Consider the following 16,299-nt stretch of genomic DNA (forward strand, 5'->3'; position numbering starts at 1 on the left):
CGCTGCCCCCCGAGGGGGCGCTTCAGTGCCTTCGGGCGGCCGGGCGGCACTGAAATGATCCAGTGGCTCAAGGACCTGTTGAACCCGCAGCCGCTGGTGTCGCCGGCTCCCGCCCCTGCGCCAGCCCATCCGCCCAGCGCGCGCTGGCAGCAAGGCGACACGCTGGCCAAGCAGCTTGCGCTGGTGATCGACCTCAACGTCTGCGTGGGCTGCCATGCCTGCGTGACCTCGTGCAAGGAGTGGAACACCTCGGGCTCGGCCGGCCCGCTCGCCGACGAGCGCGCCTACGCGGCCGACCCCACGGGCACCTTCTTCAACCGCGTGCAGACCTACGAGGCGGGCGTGTTTCCGACCATGGACACGGTGCACTTTCCCAAGAGCTGTCTGCACTGCGAGGACCCGCCCTGCGTGCCGGTCTGTCCCACGGGCGCGAGCTACAAGCGCGCCGCCGACGGCATCGTGCTGGTGGACTACGACAAGTGCATCGGCTGCAAGTACTGCGCCTGGGCCTGCCCCTACGGCGCGCGCGAGCTGGACGAAGAGCGCCAGGTCATGACCAAGTGCACGCTGTGCGTGGACCGCGTGCACGACGACAAGCTCGCGCCGGAAGACCGCAAGCCCGCCTGCGTGAAGGCCTGCCCGACCAACGCGCGGCTGTTCGGCGACGTGAAGGACCCGACCAGCGAGGTCTCCATCGCGATCCGCGAGCGCGGCGGCTATGCGCTGATGCCCGAGTGGGAGACGCAGCCGGCCAACCGCTACCTGCCGCGGCGCACCATGCAGTCCGACGGCCAGGGAGGGCAGGCATGAACCCGGCCATGTCGGTGGTGGTGTTCACGGCCATCGCCGGCGCCGCGCAGGGGCTGGTGGTGGCGCTGGCCGTGGCCACGCTGATCGGCGTGCCGATGGCGGGCGGCTTCGTCGCCCATGCGCTGCTGCTGGCCGCCGCCATGGCCACGGTCGGGCTGCTGTCGTCCTTCGGCCACCTGGGCCGACCGGCGCGGGCCTGGCGCGCCGTGCTCATGTGGCGCACCTCCTGGCTTTCGCGCGAATGCCTGGTGCTGCCGGCCTTCATCGGCTGGACGCTGCTGTGGTGGGCGCTGCTGCCGGCCGACGGCACTGCCCCGGTCTGGTTGCCGCTGGGCGCCTTGCTGCTGTCCGCACTGCTGTGGCTGTGCACGGCCATGATCTACGCCTGCCTGCGCTTCATCCAGGAATGGGCGCAGCCGCTCACGCTGGTCAACTTCATCCTCATCGGGCAGGGTGCGGGCCTGGTGCTGGTCAGTGCGCTGGCCGCAGGGGCGGGTGAAGAGGCCTTGCTGGCCCGCACCGGGCCGGCCGCGCTGGGCGTGCTGCTGGCGGCGCTGGCCGCGCGCTGCCTCACGCTGGCGCGCAATGCGGCGCTGCGACCCAGGTCCACGCTGCACAGCGCCACCGGCATCCGCACGCCGCAGCTCGTGCAGAAGTCCATGGGCATGTCGGCCGGCGCGTTCAACACGCGCGAGTTCTTCCATGGTCGGACCGCCATGTTCCTGAAGAACCTCAAGTGGCTGTTCCTGCTGTGCGGCTTCGTGCTGCCCGGGCTCTGCGCGGCCGCGGCGCTGGCCGGTGGCCCGGCCTGGCTGTGGCCGCTGGCCGTGGCGCTGCAGGTGCCAGGGCTGCTGGCCGAGCGCTGGTTCTTCTTCGCCCAGGCCCGGCATCCGCAGAACCTGTACTACCAGGTCGTGTCCTGAAGAGTGCCCGGGCCGGGCGCCGGCCCGGAAGCTCTGAATGAATCGATCACGGTGATGGTCACAACGTGGTACGCCGGCCACAGGCGACCGAAGCAGGCCGCCGCCCGTCAGCCGGCAAGCCGGCCGGTGCAGCTTCAGCCCGGCGCCGGCCCGGTACTGGCGCGCACCACCAACGTGGCCGGCAGCAGCGGGTTGGCGGGCGGGGCATCGCCGCGCAGGCTGGCCAGCAGCAGCCGGCCGGCCTGCTCGCCGATCTCCTGGATCGGCAGCCGCACGGTGGTCAGCGGCGGGTGCAGGAAGGCGGCGAAGTCGTTGTCGTTGAAGCTGGCCACCGACATCTGCGCCGGCACGGCGATGCCGGCCTGGTCCAGCGCCGAGAGCGCACCGGCGGCCAGGTAGTCGTTGGCGCAGACCACGGCCGTGACCGGCGTGCGCCGGGCCAGCAGCGTCTGCATGGCCGCGAAGCCCGGTGCGAACCCGGTCTCGGTCTCGACCACGGCTTCGGGGTGCAGCTGCAGCCCGTGCCGGGCGACGGCTGCCGTGAGCCCGCGCAGGCGGCGCTGGGCGCGCTCGTTGTCCACGGTGCTGCCGCTCAGGATGCCGATGCGGCGGTGGCCCAGGCTGGCCAGGTGCGCGACCAACTGCGCGCCCGCGTCGGCCTCGTCGAAACCCACGCAAGGCCCCTGCGCGCTGTGCTCGGCCCACAGCAAGACGAAGGGGCGCCGGTGCGCGGCCAGCGCCGCGAACACGGCCGGCGGCTGGTCGGCGCCGAGCAAGGCCACGGCGTCGACGCCGCGCTCCAGCAGCGCGCGCAGCAGGGCCGGGTCGTGGCCGCGCGCGCGTTCGGGCGCCGACAGCAGCAGCGTGTAGCCCGCAGCGGCCAGCGTCGCTTCCAGCGCCTGCACCATGGTCGGAAACGAGGAGCGGCCGAAGCGCGGGACGATGGCGCCCACCGTGAAGCTGCGGCGCATGGCCAGCGCGCGCGCCGCGCCGTTGGCCACATAGCCCAGGCGCTCGGCCGCGGCCAGTACGCGTGTGCGCGTGGCCTCGCTGAGCATGTCCGGGCGCGACAGCGCGCGCGAGACCGTGCCGGCGGACACGCCGGCCAGCGCGGCCACGTCGGCCAGCGAGGCCGAGCGGGACGCTTCGGTGGAACCGGGGACGTCGGGAGAAGAGGGTGGCATGGTGCGCAGTGTCGCCCATTCCGGCGTGGTCCGATGCCGTCGCTGCAAGCGCATGCAGAAAGCGTGCTGCAGGCCGCTGAAACAGCGCGTACAGGCGTAAGGGAAAGACCCAGGTGCACCGTCAACAGCCCTGTGATGACAATCAATGCAAGCGCTTGCATAAACGCTTCCTGCACGCGGCGCGTGCAAGGACATCCAAGGAGACGACCCCATGCGCAGCTTTTCCCGCCGCGGCCTGCTGGCCCTGTCGCTCGCCGCTCTGCCGTTCGCGCCCGTTCGCGCGCAGGACGCCTTTCCGATTCCCGGCAAACCGATCCGCATGATCGTGCCGTTCTCGGCCGGCTCCGGCTCGGACGTCACGGTCCGCGTGCTCGCCAAGCTCATGACCGAGGAACTGGGCGGCCACCCCGTCGTGGTCGAGAACCGGCCCGGCGCGGGCACCTTCATCGGTGCGCAGGAGGTGGCGCGCGCACCGGGCGATGGCCACACGCTGCTCTACACCATCGTGGTCACGCACACGCAGAACCCGCACCTGTACGCCAAGCTGCCCTACGACCCGGTCAAGGACTACACGCCGCTCGTGCAGGTCATGAAGTCGGCCACCGTGCTGATCGCGCCGCCCAACGCGCCGTTCAACAACGTCAAGGAACTCGTGGCCTATGCCAAAGCCCATCCGGGCAAGCTCAGCTATGCCTCGTACGCGCAGGGGTCGACCTCGCACCTGAACGGCGAGCTGCTCAAGATGCGCACGGGCATCGACATGGTCCACATCCCGTACAAGGGCACGGCCGACGCCTCGCGCGCGCTGATGGCCGGTGACGTGCAGCTGTACTTCGACGGCACGGCCTCGGCCGTGGAGGCCATCAAGGCCGGTCGCGCCAAGGGCCTGGGCGCGGCCACGCCCACGCGGGTCTCGGTGCTGGCCGATCTGCCGACCATCGCCGAGCAGGGCGTGCCTGGCCTGGACATCGTGGGCTGGCAGGGTGTGTTCGGCCCCGGCAACATGCCGCCGGCCGTGGCGAAGAAGGTGTCGGACCTGCTGTCGAAGATCGCGCGCGGCCCCGAAATCCTGAAGCTGGTCCAGCTGCAGGGCAACGAGCCCTCGGGTGCGCCGGCCGCCGAGTTCGCGGCCATCGTGCGGGCCGACTCCGAGCGCTGGGGCGAAGTCATCCGCGCCGCCAAGATTCGACTGGATTGAGAAGGGAGACCACCATGTTCGATACCGTCATCCGCGGCGGCACCATCGTCGACGGCAGCGGCGCGTCCCGCTTCACGGGCGACGTCGGCATCACCGGCGGCCGCATCGTCGAGGTCGGCGGCAAGCTCGGCGCCGGCCGGCGCGAAGTCGATGCCACGGGCGCCATCGTCACGCCCGGCTGGGTCGACGTGCACACGCACTACGACGGCCAGGTCACCTGGGACCCCTACCTGAGCCCCTCCACCGACCACGGCGTGACCAGCGTGGTCATGGGCAACTGCGGCGTGGGCTTCGCGCCCGTGCGGCCCGACAGGCGCGACTGGCTCATCAGCGTGATGGAGGGCGTGGAGGACATCCCCGGCACCGTGCTGGCCGAGGGCATCCAGTGGGAGTGGGAGAGCTTTCCCGAGTACCTCGATGCGCTGGCGCGCAAGCCGCGCGCGCTCGACGTGGGCGCCCAGATCCCGCATTCGGCGCTGCGCACCTACGTGATGGGCGAGCGCGGCATCACGCACGACGAGGCCACGCCCGAGGACATCGCGCAGATGGTGCGGCTGGTGCGCGAAGGCCTCTCGGCCGGCGCGCTGGGCTTCTCGACCACGCGCACGCTGATCCACAAGTACCAGCAGCGCAAGTACCCGCCCGGCACCTTCGCCTCGCCCGACGAGATCCTGGGCATCGCGCGGGCCATGGGAGAGGTCGGCCACGGCGTGTTCCAGATGACCTCCAACCACAGCCAGATGGAGACCGAGGTGCCCTGGCTGGCCGAGGTGGCGCGGCGCAACCGCCTGCCCGTGGCCTTCGCGCTGGTGCAGACCGACCAGACGCCGGACACCTGGAAGCGCCTGCTGGCCGCGCTGGACGATGCGCAGAAGGAAGACATCCCGCTCTACGGCGCCGTGGCCGGCCGGCCTGCGGGCATCCTGATGGCCTGGCTGGGTTCCACCCATCCCTTCATGGCGCATCCGCTGTGGCAACAGATGGCCGCGCTGCCCTGGGAGCAGAAGCTGGCGCGCCTGCGCGACCCGGCGGTGCGCGCCCAGCTGACCGACGCGGCGGCGATGCGCCAGGCCATGGAGCACGACTCGCGCCTGGCCTACCTCACGCAGAGCTTCCACAAGATGTACGCGCTGGGCGCCGAGCCCGACTACGAGCCGGCGCAGGAGACGAGCATCGCGGCCATCGCGCAGCGCGAAGGCCGCTCGCCGCTGGAGGTGGCCTACGACATGCTGATGGCGCAGGACGGCAAGGGCATCGTCTACTTCCCGAGCTTCAACTACGCCTACAACGACCTCAGCCAGCTGCACACCCAGCTGCAGCACCCGCGCACCATGATGAGCCTGGCCGATGGCGGCGCGCACTGCGGCTACATCTGCGACGTGAGCATGCCCACCTACATGCTCACGCACTGGGCGCGCGACCGTTCGCGCGGCCCCACGCTGCCGCTGGAACTCATGGTGCAGCGCCAGACCCGCGACACCGCCGCCATCTACGGCCTGCACGACCGCGGCCTGCTGCAGAGCGGCTACCTGGCCGATCTGAACATCATCGACTTCGACCGGCTGCGCATCCCGCCACCCTACGTGGCCTTCGACCTGCCGGCCGGCGGCCGCCGGCTGGTGCAGACGGCCGAGGGCTACCGCGCCACCTTCAAGGCCGGCGAGGCCATCATGGAGAACGGCGAGCGCACCGGCGCGCTGCCGGGCCGGTTGCTGCGCGGGCCGCAGAAGCGCTGAAAACGCGCCCTGGAAGGGCGAGGGGTGCGGAGTATATTCAGCCGCTGCCGGGGCGCACGCACCGGTGCTCTTGCCTGAACGCCCACCCCATGACCGCCCCCACCCGCGAGCGCGCCCGCCGCCCCGCCGAAACCGAGGAAGCCGACCTCGACGCCGAAGCGCTGCCGCGCGGCCACACGCTGGCCGACCTGGCCTACCAGCGGCTGCACCACGAGCTCATGAGCGGCGCATTGCTGCCCGAGCAGGTGCTGACCGTGCGCGGCGTGGCCGAGCGCTACGGCGTCAGCCTCACGCCTGTGCGCGAGGCGGTGCAGCGCCTGGTGGCCGAGCGTGGCCTGGAGGTCGTGGGGGGCCGCGTGATCCGTGTGCCGCGGCTGGACGTGGAGACCTACCGCGAGATCCTCAAGATCCGCATGGAACTGGAGCCTCTGGCAGCGCGCGAGGCGGCCACGCGCATTGCCCACGAGGAGATCCGCCGGCTCGAGCAGGTAGTGGTCCAGCATGTGGCAGCCATCCGCGCGGGTGACGCGCGCCGCACGCTGGCTGAGAACACGGACTTTCACCTTTCAATATATCGAGCATCCCAGCAGACCATCCTGGTCGGCTTCATCGAGGTGCTGTGGCGCCGCGTGGGTCCCACGCTGAACCTGCTGTTCCCGCGCTATTGCGGCAGCCTTACAGGGCACGAGAACCACTTGGCCGCCATGGAGGCGCTGCACCGCCGGGATGCAGAAGCCCTGGCCAAGGCGGTGCGCGACGATCTGGTGCACGGGTCGAGCTTCCTCGTGCGCCTGCTGGATCCATGATTCTGCAGCCTCTGGCTGTTTGACAATATATTCTGCTTGACCTACTGTCCGGCCTGCGCAGCCGGAACGGTTCCGGCTGCGTGCTCCGCCCACGCCATCCAAAGAGGTCGCCGCATGCAGTTCCTGTTGTCCCGCCGCGAGTTCCAGCGCGCCGCTGCCCAGATGTTCATCGCCTCGTCCGCCGGCCTGGTGGGCACGGCGGCCCGGGCCCAGGCCCGCCAGGTGCGGCTGGGCACCTTCGGCTCCATCGACGCGCAGAACTACATCCGTGCCAAGGACGCCATCGCCGGCACCTTCGGGCCGGGCGTCACGGGCAGCTTCGTGACCGTGCGCGCGGGCTCCGAGGTGATCTCGGCCATGGCCGGCGGCAGCCTGGACATCTGCAACATCGGCTCAAGCCCCATGGTGGTGGGCTACGCCAACGGACTCAAGGCCTCCATGGTCTACGTCTACAAGAGCATCGTCGACAGCGAATGCATGGTGGTGCAGGGCAATTCCGGCATCAACACGCTGGCGGAACTGCGCGGCAAGAAGATCGGCCTGCCCTTCAACACCTCGGTGCACTTCGCGGCCATCGCGGCGCTCAAGACCGCCGGGCTCGGCATCGCCGACGTCCGGCTCATCAACATGCGGGCCGACCAGATCGCCTCGGCCTGGCAGCGCCGCGAGATCGACGCGGCCTACATCTGGGTACCCGTCGTGCCGCGCCTCACGGACGACGGCGGCCGCATCATCTTCAAGACAGGCGACCTGGCCGACAAGAGCGGCCTGGTGATCTTCGACGGCCTGCTGGTGCGCGACGAGTTCAAGCAGCAGTCGCCGGACCTGGTGCTGGCCTTCCTCAAGGACTTCGAGAAGATCGCCCAGGCCTTCAAGCAGGACCCCAAGGACGTGGTCGCCACCATGACCAAGTTCCTGGGCGTGGACGAGCCGGCCGTCATGCGTTCGCTCAACACCTTCTACCCGGTGCCCGCGCGCGAGCAGGTCACGTCCAAATGGATGGGGCGGCCCGGTGAGAAGGGCACAGGCGTGGAGAAGACGCTGCAGACCCAGGCGCAGTTCCTGCAGGAGTCGGGCCAGATCGCCGCCATGCCCAAGGACTGGGCCGGGCTGGTGGACGCGAGCTTCGTCGCGAAGATGGCATGAGCGCGGCGGCTGCCCCCAAGGCGCGCTTCGACCAGGTGTCCAAGCGCTTCGGCGAGGGCGAGCGCGCGGTGCAGGCGCTCGAACCCATCACGCTGGACATCGCGGCCAACGCCTTCGTGTGCCTGGTCGGCCCCTCGGGCTGCGGCAAGAGCACGCTGCTGAACCTGCTCGCGGGCTTCGACACGCCGACCACGGGCCAGGTGCTCATGGACGGACTGCCCGTGCGCGGCCCCGATGCCCGGCGCGGCGTGGTGTTCCAGCAGGGCGCCCTGTTCACCTGGATGACCGTACTCGACAACGTGGCCTTCGGTCCGCTGGCCACCGGAACACCGCGCGCCGAGGCTGAGCGCATCGCCATGGGCTTCCTGGAGATGGTGGGGCTGGCGGCGTTCGCGCGGCGCTACCCCTACGAGCTGTCGGGCGGCATGCAGCAGCGCGTGGGCATCGCCCGGGCGCTGGCCAACGATCCGGAGATCCTGCTCATGGACGAGCCCTTCGCCGCGCTGGACGCGCAGACGCGGGAACTGCTGCAGGAGGAAATCAAGCGCATCTGGCTGCACACGCGCAAGACCGTGCTGTGGATCACCCACAGCATCGAGGAGGCGCTGTTCCTGGCCACCGACATCGTCGTCATGTCGGCGCGGCCGGGCCGCATCAAGGCGCGCTTCGCGCCCACTTTCGCGCAGAGCACCGCACCGGGCCTGGCGACCAGCGCGGAGTTCGTGCGCATGAAGGCCGAGATCGTCGGCCTGCTGCACGATGAGGCGCGCACGGCGCAGCGGCAGGAGGAGGCGCGGTGAGCGGCCGTCTTTCCGCCAGGAACCGCGGACGCCTGCTGAACACGGCGTCGTTCGCCGCGCTGCTGCTGGTGTGGGTGGTGTTGACCATCGACCTGGGCGGCGGGCCGCTGGTGGCACCGCTGTTCCTGCCCTCGCCGCAGTCGGTGGCCACCACCTTCGTCACGCTGCTGCGAAACGGCTACCAGGGCGAGAGCCTGTTCCACCACCTGGGCATCAGCCTGATGCGTTTCGGCCTGGGCTTTTCCATCGCCGCACTGCTGGCCATCCCGCTGGGCCTGTGGATGGGCATGAACGAGACGGTGAAGGGCCTGTGCGACCCGCCCATCGAGATCACGCGGCCCATGCCCAAGCTGGCGCTGCTGCCACTGCTCATCATCTGGTTCGGCATCGGCGAGGTGTCCAAGGTCGTGATCATCGTGCTGGCGCTGTTCCCGGTGCTGTCCATCAGCGCCATGCAGGCCGTGCGGGGCGTGGGCCTGCGCAAGGTGCAGGCGGCGTTGGCGCTGGGGGCTTCGCGCGGCATGGTGTTCCGCCGCGTGATCTTCCCAGCCAGCCTGCCGGGCATCTTCACCGGGCTGCGCGTGAGCATCGGCCTGGGCGTGACCATGCTGGTGGGCGCCGAGATGATCGCCACCAGCGACGGCATCGCCTGGATGGCGCTGTCGGCGGCGGATTTCCTGCTGACCAACGTGGTGCTCGTGGGCGCGCTGATCATGGCCGTGCTGGGCTACGGGCTGGACCTGCTCGCGCGGGCCATCGAGAACAAGGTCGTCCACTGGGGCGGCCGGGAAGGATGAACCCCATGTCCGACATTGAACTGCCCCAGCAGGGCATCGCCTGGGACCAGCTCGAACAGGAGCTGCTGGACGCCGGCCGCGGCGACGTGGACTGGCGCGGCGGCCGCGTGCCCATGTTCATCCACTACGCCGGGGAGGACGCGCTGCAGGTGGCCAAGAAGGCCTATGCGATGTACTTCTCCGAGAACGGGCTGGGGCCGCGCGCGTTCGGCAGCCTGGCGCGCTTCGAGCGTGAGGTCGTGGCCATGGGCTTGTCGCTCCTGCACGGCGGTCCCGGCGCGCGCGGCGCCATGACCACGGGCGGCACCGAGAGCATCTTCCTGGCCGTCAAGTGCGCGCGCGACCGCGCGCGCGCCCAGGGCCGCACGGGACCCTTGTCCATCGTGCTGCCGCTCAGCGCCCACCCGGCCTTCGACAAGGCCGCGCACTTCATGGAGCTGCAGGTGGCGCGTGTGCCGCTGGGCCAGGGCTTCCTGGCCGACCCGGCCGCGATGGAGGCGGCCGTCACGCCGCAGACCATCCTCTTGGTCGGCTCCGCGCCAGCCTTCCCGCATGGCGTGGTCGATCCCATTGCCGAACTGGCGGCCGTGGCGCAGCGCCGCGGCCTGTGGATGCACGTGGACGCCTGCGTGGGCGGCTACTTCATTCCTTTCGCACGCCAGCTCGGCGCGCGCGTGCCCGACTTCGACTTCGCCGTGCCCGGCGTGACCAGCATCTCGGCCGACCTGCACAAGTACGGCTACACCGCCAAGGGCGCGTCCACGCTGTTCTTCGCGCACGAGGAGGACTTCGCGCGCATGGGCTGGCATTTCGACGGCTGGCCGCGCGGGCAGTACTTCACGCACTCGCTGGTGGGTACGCGGGCCGGTGGTGCCATCGCGGCAGCCTGGGCCGTGCTGCGTTTCCTGGGCCGGGACGGCTACCTGCGCATCACGCAGCGCGTGCTCGCCACGCGTGCGCGGCTGCAACAGGGCGCCGCTGCGCTGGGACTGCCCACGCTGGGCGATCCGCAGCTGTCCATCCTGGCCTACGGCTCGCCCGAGCGCGACATGGCTGCGGTGGGCCAGGGCATGACGGACCGCGGCTGGACCATGGGCTATGTGCGCGCGCCCGACGGCCTGCACCACATGCTCAACCTCACGCATGAGCCCGTGGCCGAGCTGTACCTGGCGCACCTGGCCGAGGTGCTTCGCGACCCCGCGACGCGGCGCACGGGCCCCGGCGGCCAGGGCGTGCAGGCGCATTACTGAGCGTGAGCGCGCCGGGCCGGCCGGCCCGGCGCGCCCCGGTGCGGCATCAGGGCAGTTGCAGGATCCAGCGCGCAAGCGTGAGCGCCTCGGCGTCGGAGACCTGCGTCTGCGGCGGCATCGGCGTGCTGCCCCAGACACCGCCGCTGCCTTCGCGGATCTTCTGCGCGAGCTTGGCGTCGGCGCCCTTGTCGTCCGCGTACTTGGCCGCGACGCTCTTGAACGCCGGCCCCAGATGGTTCTTGTCGATCCTGTGGCAGGCGAAGCAGTTCTTGGTCTTGTACATCTCGTCGTTGGCCTGGGCCGCCGGGCCGACCGACCACAGTGCGCCCGCGACGAAGAGCAGGAGGGCCGGTTTCATGGCACCAGGTGTGCTGCGGCCCGGCATCAGCCCGGCGTGAGGCGCGCGATCGCGCCCTCGTCCGTGGCCACGTAGAGGTTGCCATCCGGTCCCTGCACCAGCGAACGGAAGCGCCCGGCCGGCATGGGCAGCGTGACCGTGGTGCGGGTGGCCGACAGGCCGTCGGCCGCGATGGCCAGCACGTCCAGCCGGTTGCCGACCGGTGTGCCGTGGATGCCGATGCCGGTCAGGCTGACGATCATGCGCCCGTCCCAGCTCTTCCATTGCGGGCCGGATAGGAAGGTGCCCGAGGACATGCCCTGCGACAGGCCGTCGTTGTTCCAGGCCGGCTTCATCGCGTTCGGGTAGGTCTTGGTGTCCGTCATCGGCATGAAGGCGGCCCGCACCTTGGGATCGACGGCGCCCATCTGGTTGGGGCTGTAGCCGCAGTAGTTGTCGGGGCAGGCGCCGCGCCCGGCCATGTTGGGCCGCGGGTCCCAGCCGGCATTGCCGCCCGGCACCAGGGCCGTCACCTCGTCGCTGTGCCAGGGACCGTTCTCGGCCGTGTAGGGCTGGTTGGTGCCTGGTCGGAAGGCGATGCCCTGCGGGTTGCGGTGCCCGTAGGTGTAGATCCGCGCATCGAAGCCGGCCGGTGCGCCGTTGCCGGGCGCGGCCTTGCCGTCGCGGTCGATGCGCAGCACCTTGCCGCCGATGCGGGTGGGGCTCTGCGGCACCTCGCCGTTGTGCGTGTCGCCGCTGGTCACGTACAGGTAGCCGTCGCCGGGGCTGAAGCGGATGCGTCCGCCGTTGTGCGCGCCGGGGCCGCCGAAGGGGTGGTCGCTCGCGCGCGGCTTGTAGGGGATGTCGGTGACGATGTCCACGCGCTCGGAGACGGCGGTCGCGCCGCTGTTGACCTTGAACCGCATCACGCGGTTGGTGCCAGGCGCCGTCATGCTCGAGGTCGACATGACGTAGAGGTAGCGGTTGCTCGCGAAGTTCGGGTCGACGGCCACGCCCATCATGCCGGCCTGGCCTTCGCAGAACAGGTCGTTCGCGCTGGCCGGATAGCCCTTGGCGTCCTTCATGCCCAGCAGCTTGACGACGTTGCCGTTGGCCTGGCGCACCGACAGGCCGTGGCATTTCTCGGTGAAGAACATGGTGCCGTCCGGCAGGAAGGCCATGTCCCAGGGGCTCTCGAGTTTGTTCAGGATGGGCGTGTACGAGAGCGTGGGTGGGGCGGCCTGCGGCGCCGCCGTGTTCACCGTGGAAGGCGTGCTGCAGGCTGCGAGCACACCGGTCAGCACCCCCAAGATCAGTCGATTCATGGAACGTCTCCTATCGGGTCTTGCTCTTGGAACGTCTGGACGGTCTATCCGCAGCCGTGCCGGGGCTCGCGGCTTTCATTCGAAGCGTGGGCGCGCCGCGTGGGCCTGTGCCAGCGCCAGGTGCCCGCGCGAAGGAGTCGCCTGCCCGCACAGCCGGTGGCTGGACGGGCGGGCCCGACCCCGCAGGTGGTGCCAACGCAGCTGCGCTGGTGGCGCCCCCACCTTGCGGGCTCCGGAACGATCGTCTACACGTTCTTGTCCCCTCTGTGGAAGGGGAGCCGATGCTATGCCCGCGCCGCGCGGCCGGTCAAGCGGGCGCCGACGGGGCGCAGCGGCGCCGGGCGCCTCAGGCCTGTCCGCCGGCCTCGTCCAGCATCTGCTGCGCCTCCTCCGTCAGCGCGTCGAGCGCGCGGCAGAACGCGGCGTAGTCCTGCTCGCCCAGGCGCTGGCGCAGCCGGTCCTGCCGGGCCAGCGAGGCCGGGACGCCCTGGCGCAGCAGGGCCAGGCTGGCCGGCGTCAGCGACAGCACCTGGCGGCGCCGGTCGGCGCTGTCGCTGCCTTGCGTGACCAGCCCCTTCTCGGCCAGCTCGAAGGCCACGCGGCTGACCTGGCTGTGGTCGAAACTGCATAGGCGCGCCACGTCGCCGGAACTCGACGGGCCCAGCCGGTTCAGGCTCACGAGCACCCGCCACTGCCGGCTCGTCAGGCCCAGGGCATCCTTGACCGACACGTCCACCAGCCGCGACAGCAGCTGCGACAGCACCGACACGCGGAAGGTGATCAATTGCTCCGGCGCATGCGCACGCAGCGCAGCGGCGCTCGCCGCGGCAACGGTACGGGGTCTTTTATTTGCTTTGTCAAAGGTTGCCATAGCACACATTGTGGTAGCCTCTCCAGGATTCGAGCATCTGGAGACAGGCATGTATTGTGGAACCCGCCGGCGCATGTTCCGGTGCTGGGCCGCCGCGGCGGCGTCAACGCTGGTCCTCGCGCTGCCCGCCGTGGCGCCGGCGGCGGACTGGCCGACCCGGCCCGTCACGCTGGTTGTGCCCCAGGGCGCGGGCTCCGGCAGCGACGTGGTCGCGCGCCTGCTGGCCCAGCACATGGGCACGGCGCTGGGCCAGCCGGTGGTGGTGGACAACCGCACCGGAGGCGGCGGCATCATCGCGCACCAGGCGGTGGCCCGCGCGCAGCCCGATGGCTACACGCTGCTGCTGAGCTCCACCGCGCAGCTGCTGGTGGTGCCGGCCATGAACGCCGCGGCCCGCTACCAGCTGGACGACTTCGCGGCCGTGGCGCCCGTGTTGCGCGCGCCGTTCGCCATCCTCGTGGCCAACACGCCGGCCGCGCCCAGAACGCTGGCCGAACTGGTGGCGCAGCTGCGCAGCCAGCCGGCGGCCTATGCGTCCGCCGGCACCGGCACCATGACGCACCTGGGCTCGGAGATCTTCCTGCGCCGCGCCGGCCTGCAGGCCACGCACGTGCCCTACAAGGGCAGCGGCGCGGCCCTGACCGACCTGATGGGCGGCCAGGTGCTGTTCGCCACCGATTCGCTGACGGCGGCGCTCACGCACGTGCGCTCGGGCAAGCTGCGGGTGCTGGCCGTGACCGGCGGGCAGCGCGAGGCTTCGCTGCCCGACGTTCCCACGCTGGCCGAGGCCGGTTATCCCGGCGAGCCGATCGCCGTGATCGGCGGCATCTTCGCGCCCAAGGGGTTGCCACCGGCGCTGGGCGACAAACTCGCGGCGGCGGTCGACGCGGCGCTGCGCAACTCCGAGGTGGTGCAGCGCTTCGCCGCGATGGAGACGGGCATGCTGCGCGGCGGCAACGATGCCTTCCTGGCGCAGCTGCGCCAGGAGGCGCCGCTCTGGCAGGCCCTGGTGCGCCAGCTCGCGCTGAAGGCCGATTGATGCCGCAGCGCATCGCCCCCGATCCGACAGCGCGCGGCCCGCTCGCCGGTGTGCGCGTGGTCGACCTGTCGCGCCTGGTCGCCGGCAACATGCTGTCGCTGCAGCTGGCCGACTTCGGCGCCGATGTGATCAAGGTGGAATCGCTGGAGGGCGACACGCTGCGCCAGTGGTGCGAGCCCGACCCGCAGGGCGGCGCGCCGTTCGACGCCTGGTGGCGCACCTACGCGCGCAACAAGCGCAGTCTGGCGCTGGACCTGCGCGACGCCCAGGCGATGGCGCTGCTGCGCCGCCTGCTGGCCTCGGCCCAGGTGCTGGTGGAGAGCTTCCGGCCCGGCACGCTGGAAGCCATGGGCCTGGCGCCCGCGCTGCTGCAGGCCGCGCATCCCGGCCTGGTGGTGGTGCGCATCTCCGGCTGGGGCCAGAGCGGCCCGTACCGGGAGCTGCCGGGCTTCGGCAGCCTGGTCGAGGGTTTCAGCGGCTACGCGCACAAGCACCTGGAGAACGGCACGCCGCGCCTGCCCAACCTGGCCCTGGCCGACATGGTCGCCGGCCTGACGGGCGCGTTCGCCACGCTGGCGGCGCTGCGCGAGGTCGAGGTGCATGGCGGCCGCGGCCAGGTGATCGACCTGTCGCTGCTCGATCCCATGCTGGCCATCCTGGGGCCGGACGTCAGCTGCTACGCGCACGCCGGGCAGGCGCCCGACCCCACGCGCAAGATCGCCTCGCCGCGCGGGGTCTACCGCTGCCGCGACGGCGGCTGGGTGGCCCTGTCCGGCTCCACGGACGCGATGGCGCGCCGCGTGATGGAGGCCATCGGCGCCGCCGCGCTGGCGGACGACCCGCGCTTCGCGACCAATGCGGCACGCCTGCGCCACGATGCGGAGCTCGACGCGATGGTGGCCCGCTTCATCGCCGCGCACGATCTGCCGGACTGTCTCGCGCTGTTCCGCGCCCAGGGGGTCACGGTCGGCCCCGTGCTCGACGCACCCGGTCTGCTGGCCGACGCCCACGTGGCGGCGCGCGGCTGCTACGTCGCGGTGGGCGAGCAGGCCACGGTGATGCACGCGGTGACGCCACGCCTGTCCGGCACGCCGGGCGGCATCCGGCGCGAGGCGCCGGCCCTGGGCGAGCACACCCGCGCGCTGGCGCTGGAGCTGGGCCTGGACGAGGGCGAACTGCAGGCGCTGCTGGCGCGCAAGGCGGCACGGTGCAGCTGAGTGCGCTGCGTTCGCTGCTGTTCCTGCCCGCTACCGCGGAGCACCTGCTGGCCCGGGCCGCGCAGCGCGGTGCCGACGCGCTGGTGATCGACCTGGAAGACGCCGTGCCGCCCGCGCGCAAGCAGGAGGCGCGCGGTCTGGCCACGCTGGCGGTGGCGGCGCTGTCGGGCCGGGCGCCGTTGCTGCTGCGGGTCAATGCCGAGCCCGCGCTGCTGGCGCAGGACATCGCCAGCGCGCCGCTGGCGCAGATCGACGCGGTGATGCTGCCCAAGGTGGAATCGGCGCAGCAGGTGCAGGCGCTGGTGGCCATGCTTGCGCAGAGCGGCCACGCCACGCCGGTGGTCGCGCTGATCGAGACGGCGCTTGGCGTGGTGCAGGCCGCGTCCATCGCCCAGGCCGGCCCCGGCCTGGCCGCACTCGGCTTCGGCGCGGAAGACTATGCCGCAGAGATGGGTGTAGCGCCGCAGCCGCGCTCGCTGCTCTGGCCGGCGCAACAGGTCGCCACCTGCGCCCGTGCCTGGCAGCTGCCGTGTTGGGGCCTGCCGGGCAGCGTGGCGGAGATCGACGACATGGCCGCCTTTTCGGACCTGGTGGCCCAAGCCCGCGCCGTCGGCTTCACCGGCACGGTGTGCATCCATCCCCGCCAGGTCGGCGTGGCCAATGCCGGCTTCGGTCCCACGGCCGACGAGCTGGCCTGGGCCGCCCGGGTGGTGGTGGCCGACCACGAGGCCGCGGCGCGCGGTCTGGGCGCGGTCGTGCTCGACGGCCGGATGGTCGACCGCCCGATCGTGGAGCGCGCACGGCGCTGGTTGCTGGCAAGGCAGCAGGCGCCCCGAATCCAGGGCGGTCGCTAGCGACGT

General features: G+C 71.3%; 16 protein-coding genes. 12 read left to right on the forward strand and 4 right to left on the reverse strand.

The genetic code is table 11. The annotated features are described in order from the left end of the window. Positions 1-54: 54 nt before the first annotated feature. Both IE209_RS08130 and IE209_RS08135 read left to right on the forward strand, forming a co-directional pair. Positions 55-810 (forward strand): 4Fe-4S dicluster domain-containing protein, encoded by a 756-nt coding sequence (locus tag IE209_RS08130; RefSeq protein WP_189686465.1) that lies wholly within the window; start codon positions 55-57, stop codon positions 808-810. Beyond that, positions 807-1,733, forward strand: a complete 927-nt coding sequence (locus tag IE209_RS08135; RefSeq protein WP_189686466.1) for a dimethyl sulfoxide reductase anchor subunit family protein — start codon at positions 807-809, stop codon at positions 1,731-1,733. Before IE209_RS08130 ends, IE209_RS08135 begins: the two co-directional genes overlap by 4 nt. Before the next feature lie 134 nt (positions 1,734-1,867). On the opposite strand, the gene IE209_RS08140 is transcribed toward IE209_RS08135, so the two are convergent. Continuing rightward, on the reverse strand, positions 1,868-2,917 hold the full coding sequence (locus IE209_RS08140) for a LacI family DNA-binding transcriptional regulator (protein WP_189686467.1): 1,050 nt from the start codon (positions 2,915-2,917) through the stop codon (positions 1,868-1,870). Between the two features lie 211 nt (positions 2,918-3,128). Here IE209_RS08140 and IE209_RS08145 point away from each other — a divergent pair, with 211 nt between their 5' ends. The 7 genes from IE209_RS08145 (at position 3,129) to IE209_RS08175 (ending at position 10,650) form a co-directional block, all read left to right on the forward strand. Then, positions 3,129-4,115, forward strand: coding sequence for a Bug family tripartite tricarboxylate transporter substrate binding protein (locus IE209_RS08145; RefSeq protein WP_189686468.1), 987 nt, complete (start codon positions 3,129-3,131; stop codon positions 4,113-4,115). Positions 4,116-4,129: 14 nt separating this feature from the next. Next, positions 4,130-5,851, forward strand: coding sequence for an N-acyl-D-amino-acid deacylase family protein (locus IE209_RS08150; protein WP_189686469.1), 1,722 nt, complete (start codon positions 4,130-4,132; stop codon positions 5,849-5,851). An 89-nt stretch (positions 5,852-5,940) separates the two neighbouring features. Continuing rightward, positions 5,941-6,657, forward strand: a complete 717-nt coding sequence (locus IE209_RS08155; protein ID WP_189686470.1) for a GntR family transcriptional regulator — start codon at positions 5,941-5,943, stop codon at positions 6,655-6,657. A gap of 114 nt (positions 6,658-6,771) precedes the next feature. Beyond that, positions 6,772-7,803 (forward strand): taurine ABC transporter substrate-binding protein, encoded by a 1,032-nt coding sequence (locus IE209_RS08160; protein WP_189686471.1) that lies wholly within the window; start codon positions 6,772-6,774, stop codon positions 7,801-7,803. Then, positions 7,800-8,603: an ABC transporter ATP-binding protein gene (locus IE209_RS08165; protein ID WP_189686472.1), complete on the forward strand. Its 804-nt coding sequence runs from the start codon at positions 7,800-7,802 to the stop codon at positions 8,601-8,603. The genes IE209_RS08160 and IE209_RS08165 overlap by 4 nt, the downstream gene beginning before the upstream one ends. Then, positions 8,600-9,400 carry an ABC transporter permease gene (locus tag IE209_RS08170; RefSeq protein ID WP_189686473.1) on the forward strand — a complete coding sequence of 267 codons (801 nt, stop codon included), beginning with the start codon at positions 8,600-8,602 and terminating at the stop codon, positions 9,398-9,400. The genes IE209_RS08165 and IE209_RS08170 overlap by 4 nt, the downstream gene beginning before the upstream one ends. Positions 9,401-9,405: 5 nt before the next feature. Further along, a complete protein-coding gene (locus tag IE209_RS08175) occupies positions 9,406-10,650 on the forward strand; it encodes a pyridoxal phosphate-dependent decarboxylase family protein (RefSeq protein ID WP_189686474.1) in 1,245 nt (414 codons plus the stop codon). A 46-nt stretch (positions 10,651-10,696) separates the two neighbouring features. Here IE209_RS08175 and IE209_RS08180 read toward each other — a convergent pair whose 3' ends face one another. The 3 genes from IE209_RS08180 to IE209_RS08190 all read right to left on the reverse strand — a co-directional run bounded on the left by IE209_RS08180 (position 10,697) and on the right by IE209_RS08190 (position 13,096). Continuing rightward, positions 10,697-11,008 carry a c-type cytochrome gene (locus tag IE209_RS08180; RefSeq protein ID WP_189686475.1) on the reverse strand — a complete coding sequence of 104 codons (312 nt, stop codon included), beginning with the start codon at positions 11,006-11,008 and terminating at the stop codon, positions 10,697-10,699. 26 nt (positions 11,009-11,034) lie between these two features. Further along, entirely contained in the window at positions 11,035-12,312 is a 1,278-nt protein-coding gene (locus IE209_RS08185; RefSeq protein ID WP_189686476.1) for a PQQ-dependent sugar dehydrogenase, read from the reverse strand. A 346-nt stretch (positions 12,313-12,658) separates the two neighbouring features. Further along, positions 12,659-13,096, reverse strand: a complete 438-nt coding sequence (locus IE209_RS08190) for a MarR family winged helix-turn-helix transcriptional regulator (RefSeq protein ID WP_189686477.1) — start codon at positions 13,094-13,096, stop codon at positions 12,659-12,661. Between the two features lie 136 nt (positions 13,097-13,232). On the opposite strand from IE209_RS08190, the gene IE209_RS08195 reads away from it, so the two are divergent. The 3 genes from IE209_RS08195 to IE209_RS08205 are packed head-to-tail and all read left to right on the forward strand — an operon-like array spanning position 13,233 to position 16,293. Continuing rightward, positions 13,233-14,222, forward strand: a complete 990-nt coding sequence (locus IE209_RS08195; RefSeq protein WP_189686478.1) for a tripartite tricarboxylate transporter substrate binding protein — start codon at positions 13,233-13,235, stop codon at positions 14,220-14,222. Then, positions 14,222-15,439, forward strand: a complete 1,218-nt coding sequence (locus IE209_RS08200) for a CaiB/BaiF CoA transferase family protein (protein ID WP_189686479.1) — start codon at positions 14,222-14,224, stop codon at positions 15,437-15,439. The genes IE209_RS08195 and IE209_RS08200 overlap by 1 nt, the downstream gene beginning before the upstream one ends. Next, complete coding sequence (locus tag IE209_RS08205) at positions 15,430-16,293, forward strand: HpcH/HpaI aldolase/citrate lyase family protein (protein WP_189686480.1); 864 nt, start codon at positions 15,430-15,432, stop codon at positions 16,291-16,293. Before IE209_RS08200 ends, IE209_RS08205 begins: the two co-directional genes overlap by 10 nt. The last annotated feature ends 6 nt before the right edge of the window (positions 16,294-16,299 follow it).

Source organism: Pseudorhodoferax aquiterrae (assembly GCF_014652235.1).
Classification (GTDB): Bacteria; Pseudomonadota; Gammaproteobacteria; order Burkholderiales; family Burkholderiaceae_C; genus Pseudorhodoferax; species Pseudorhodoferax aquiterrae.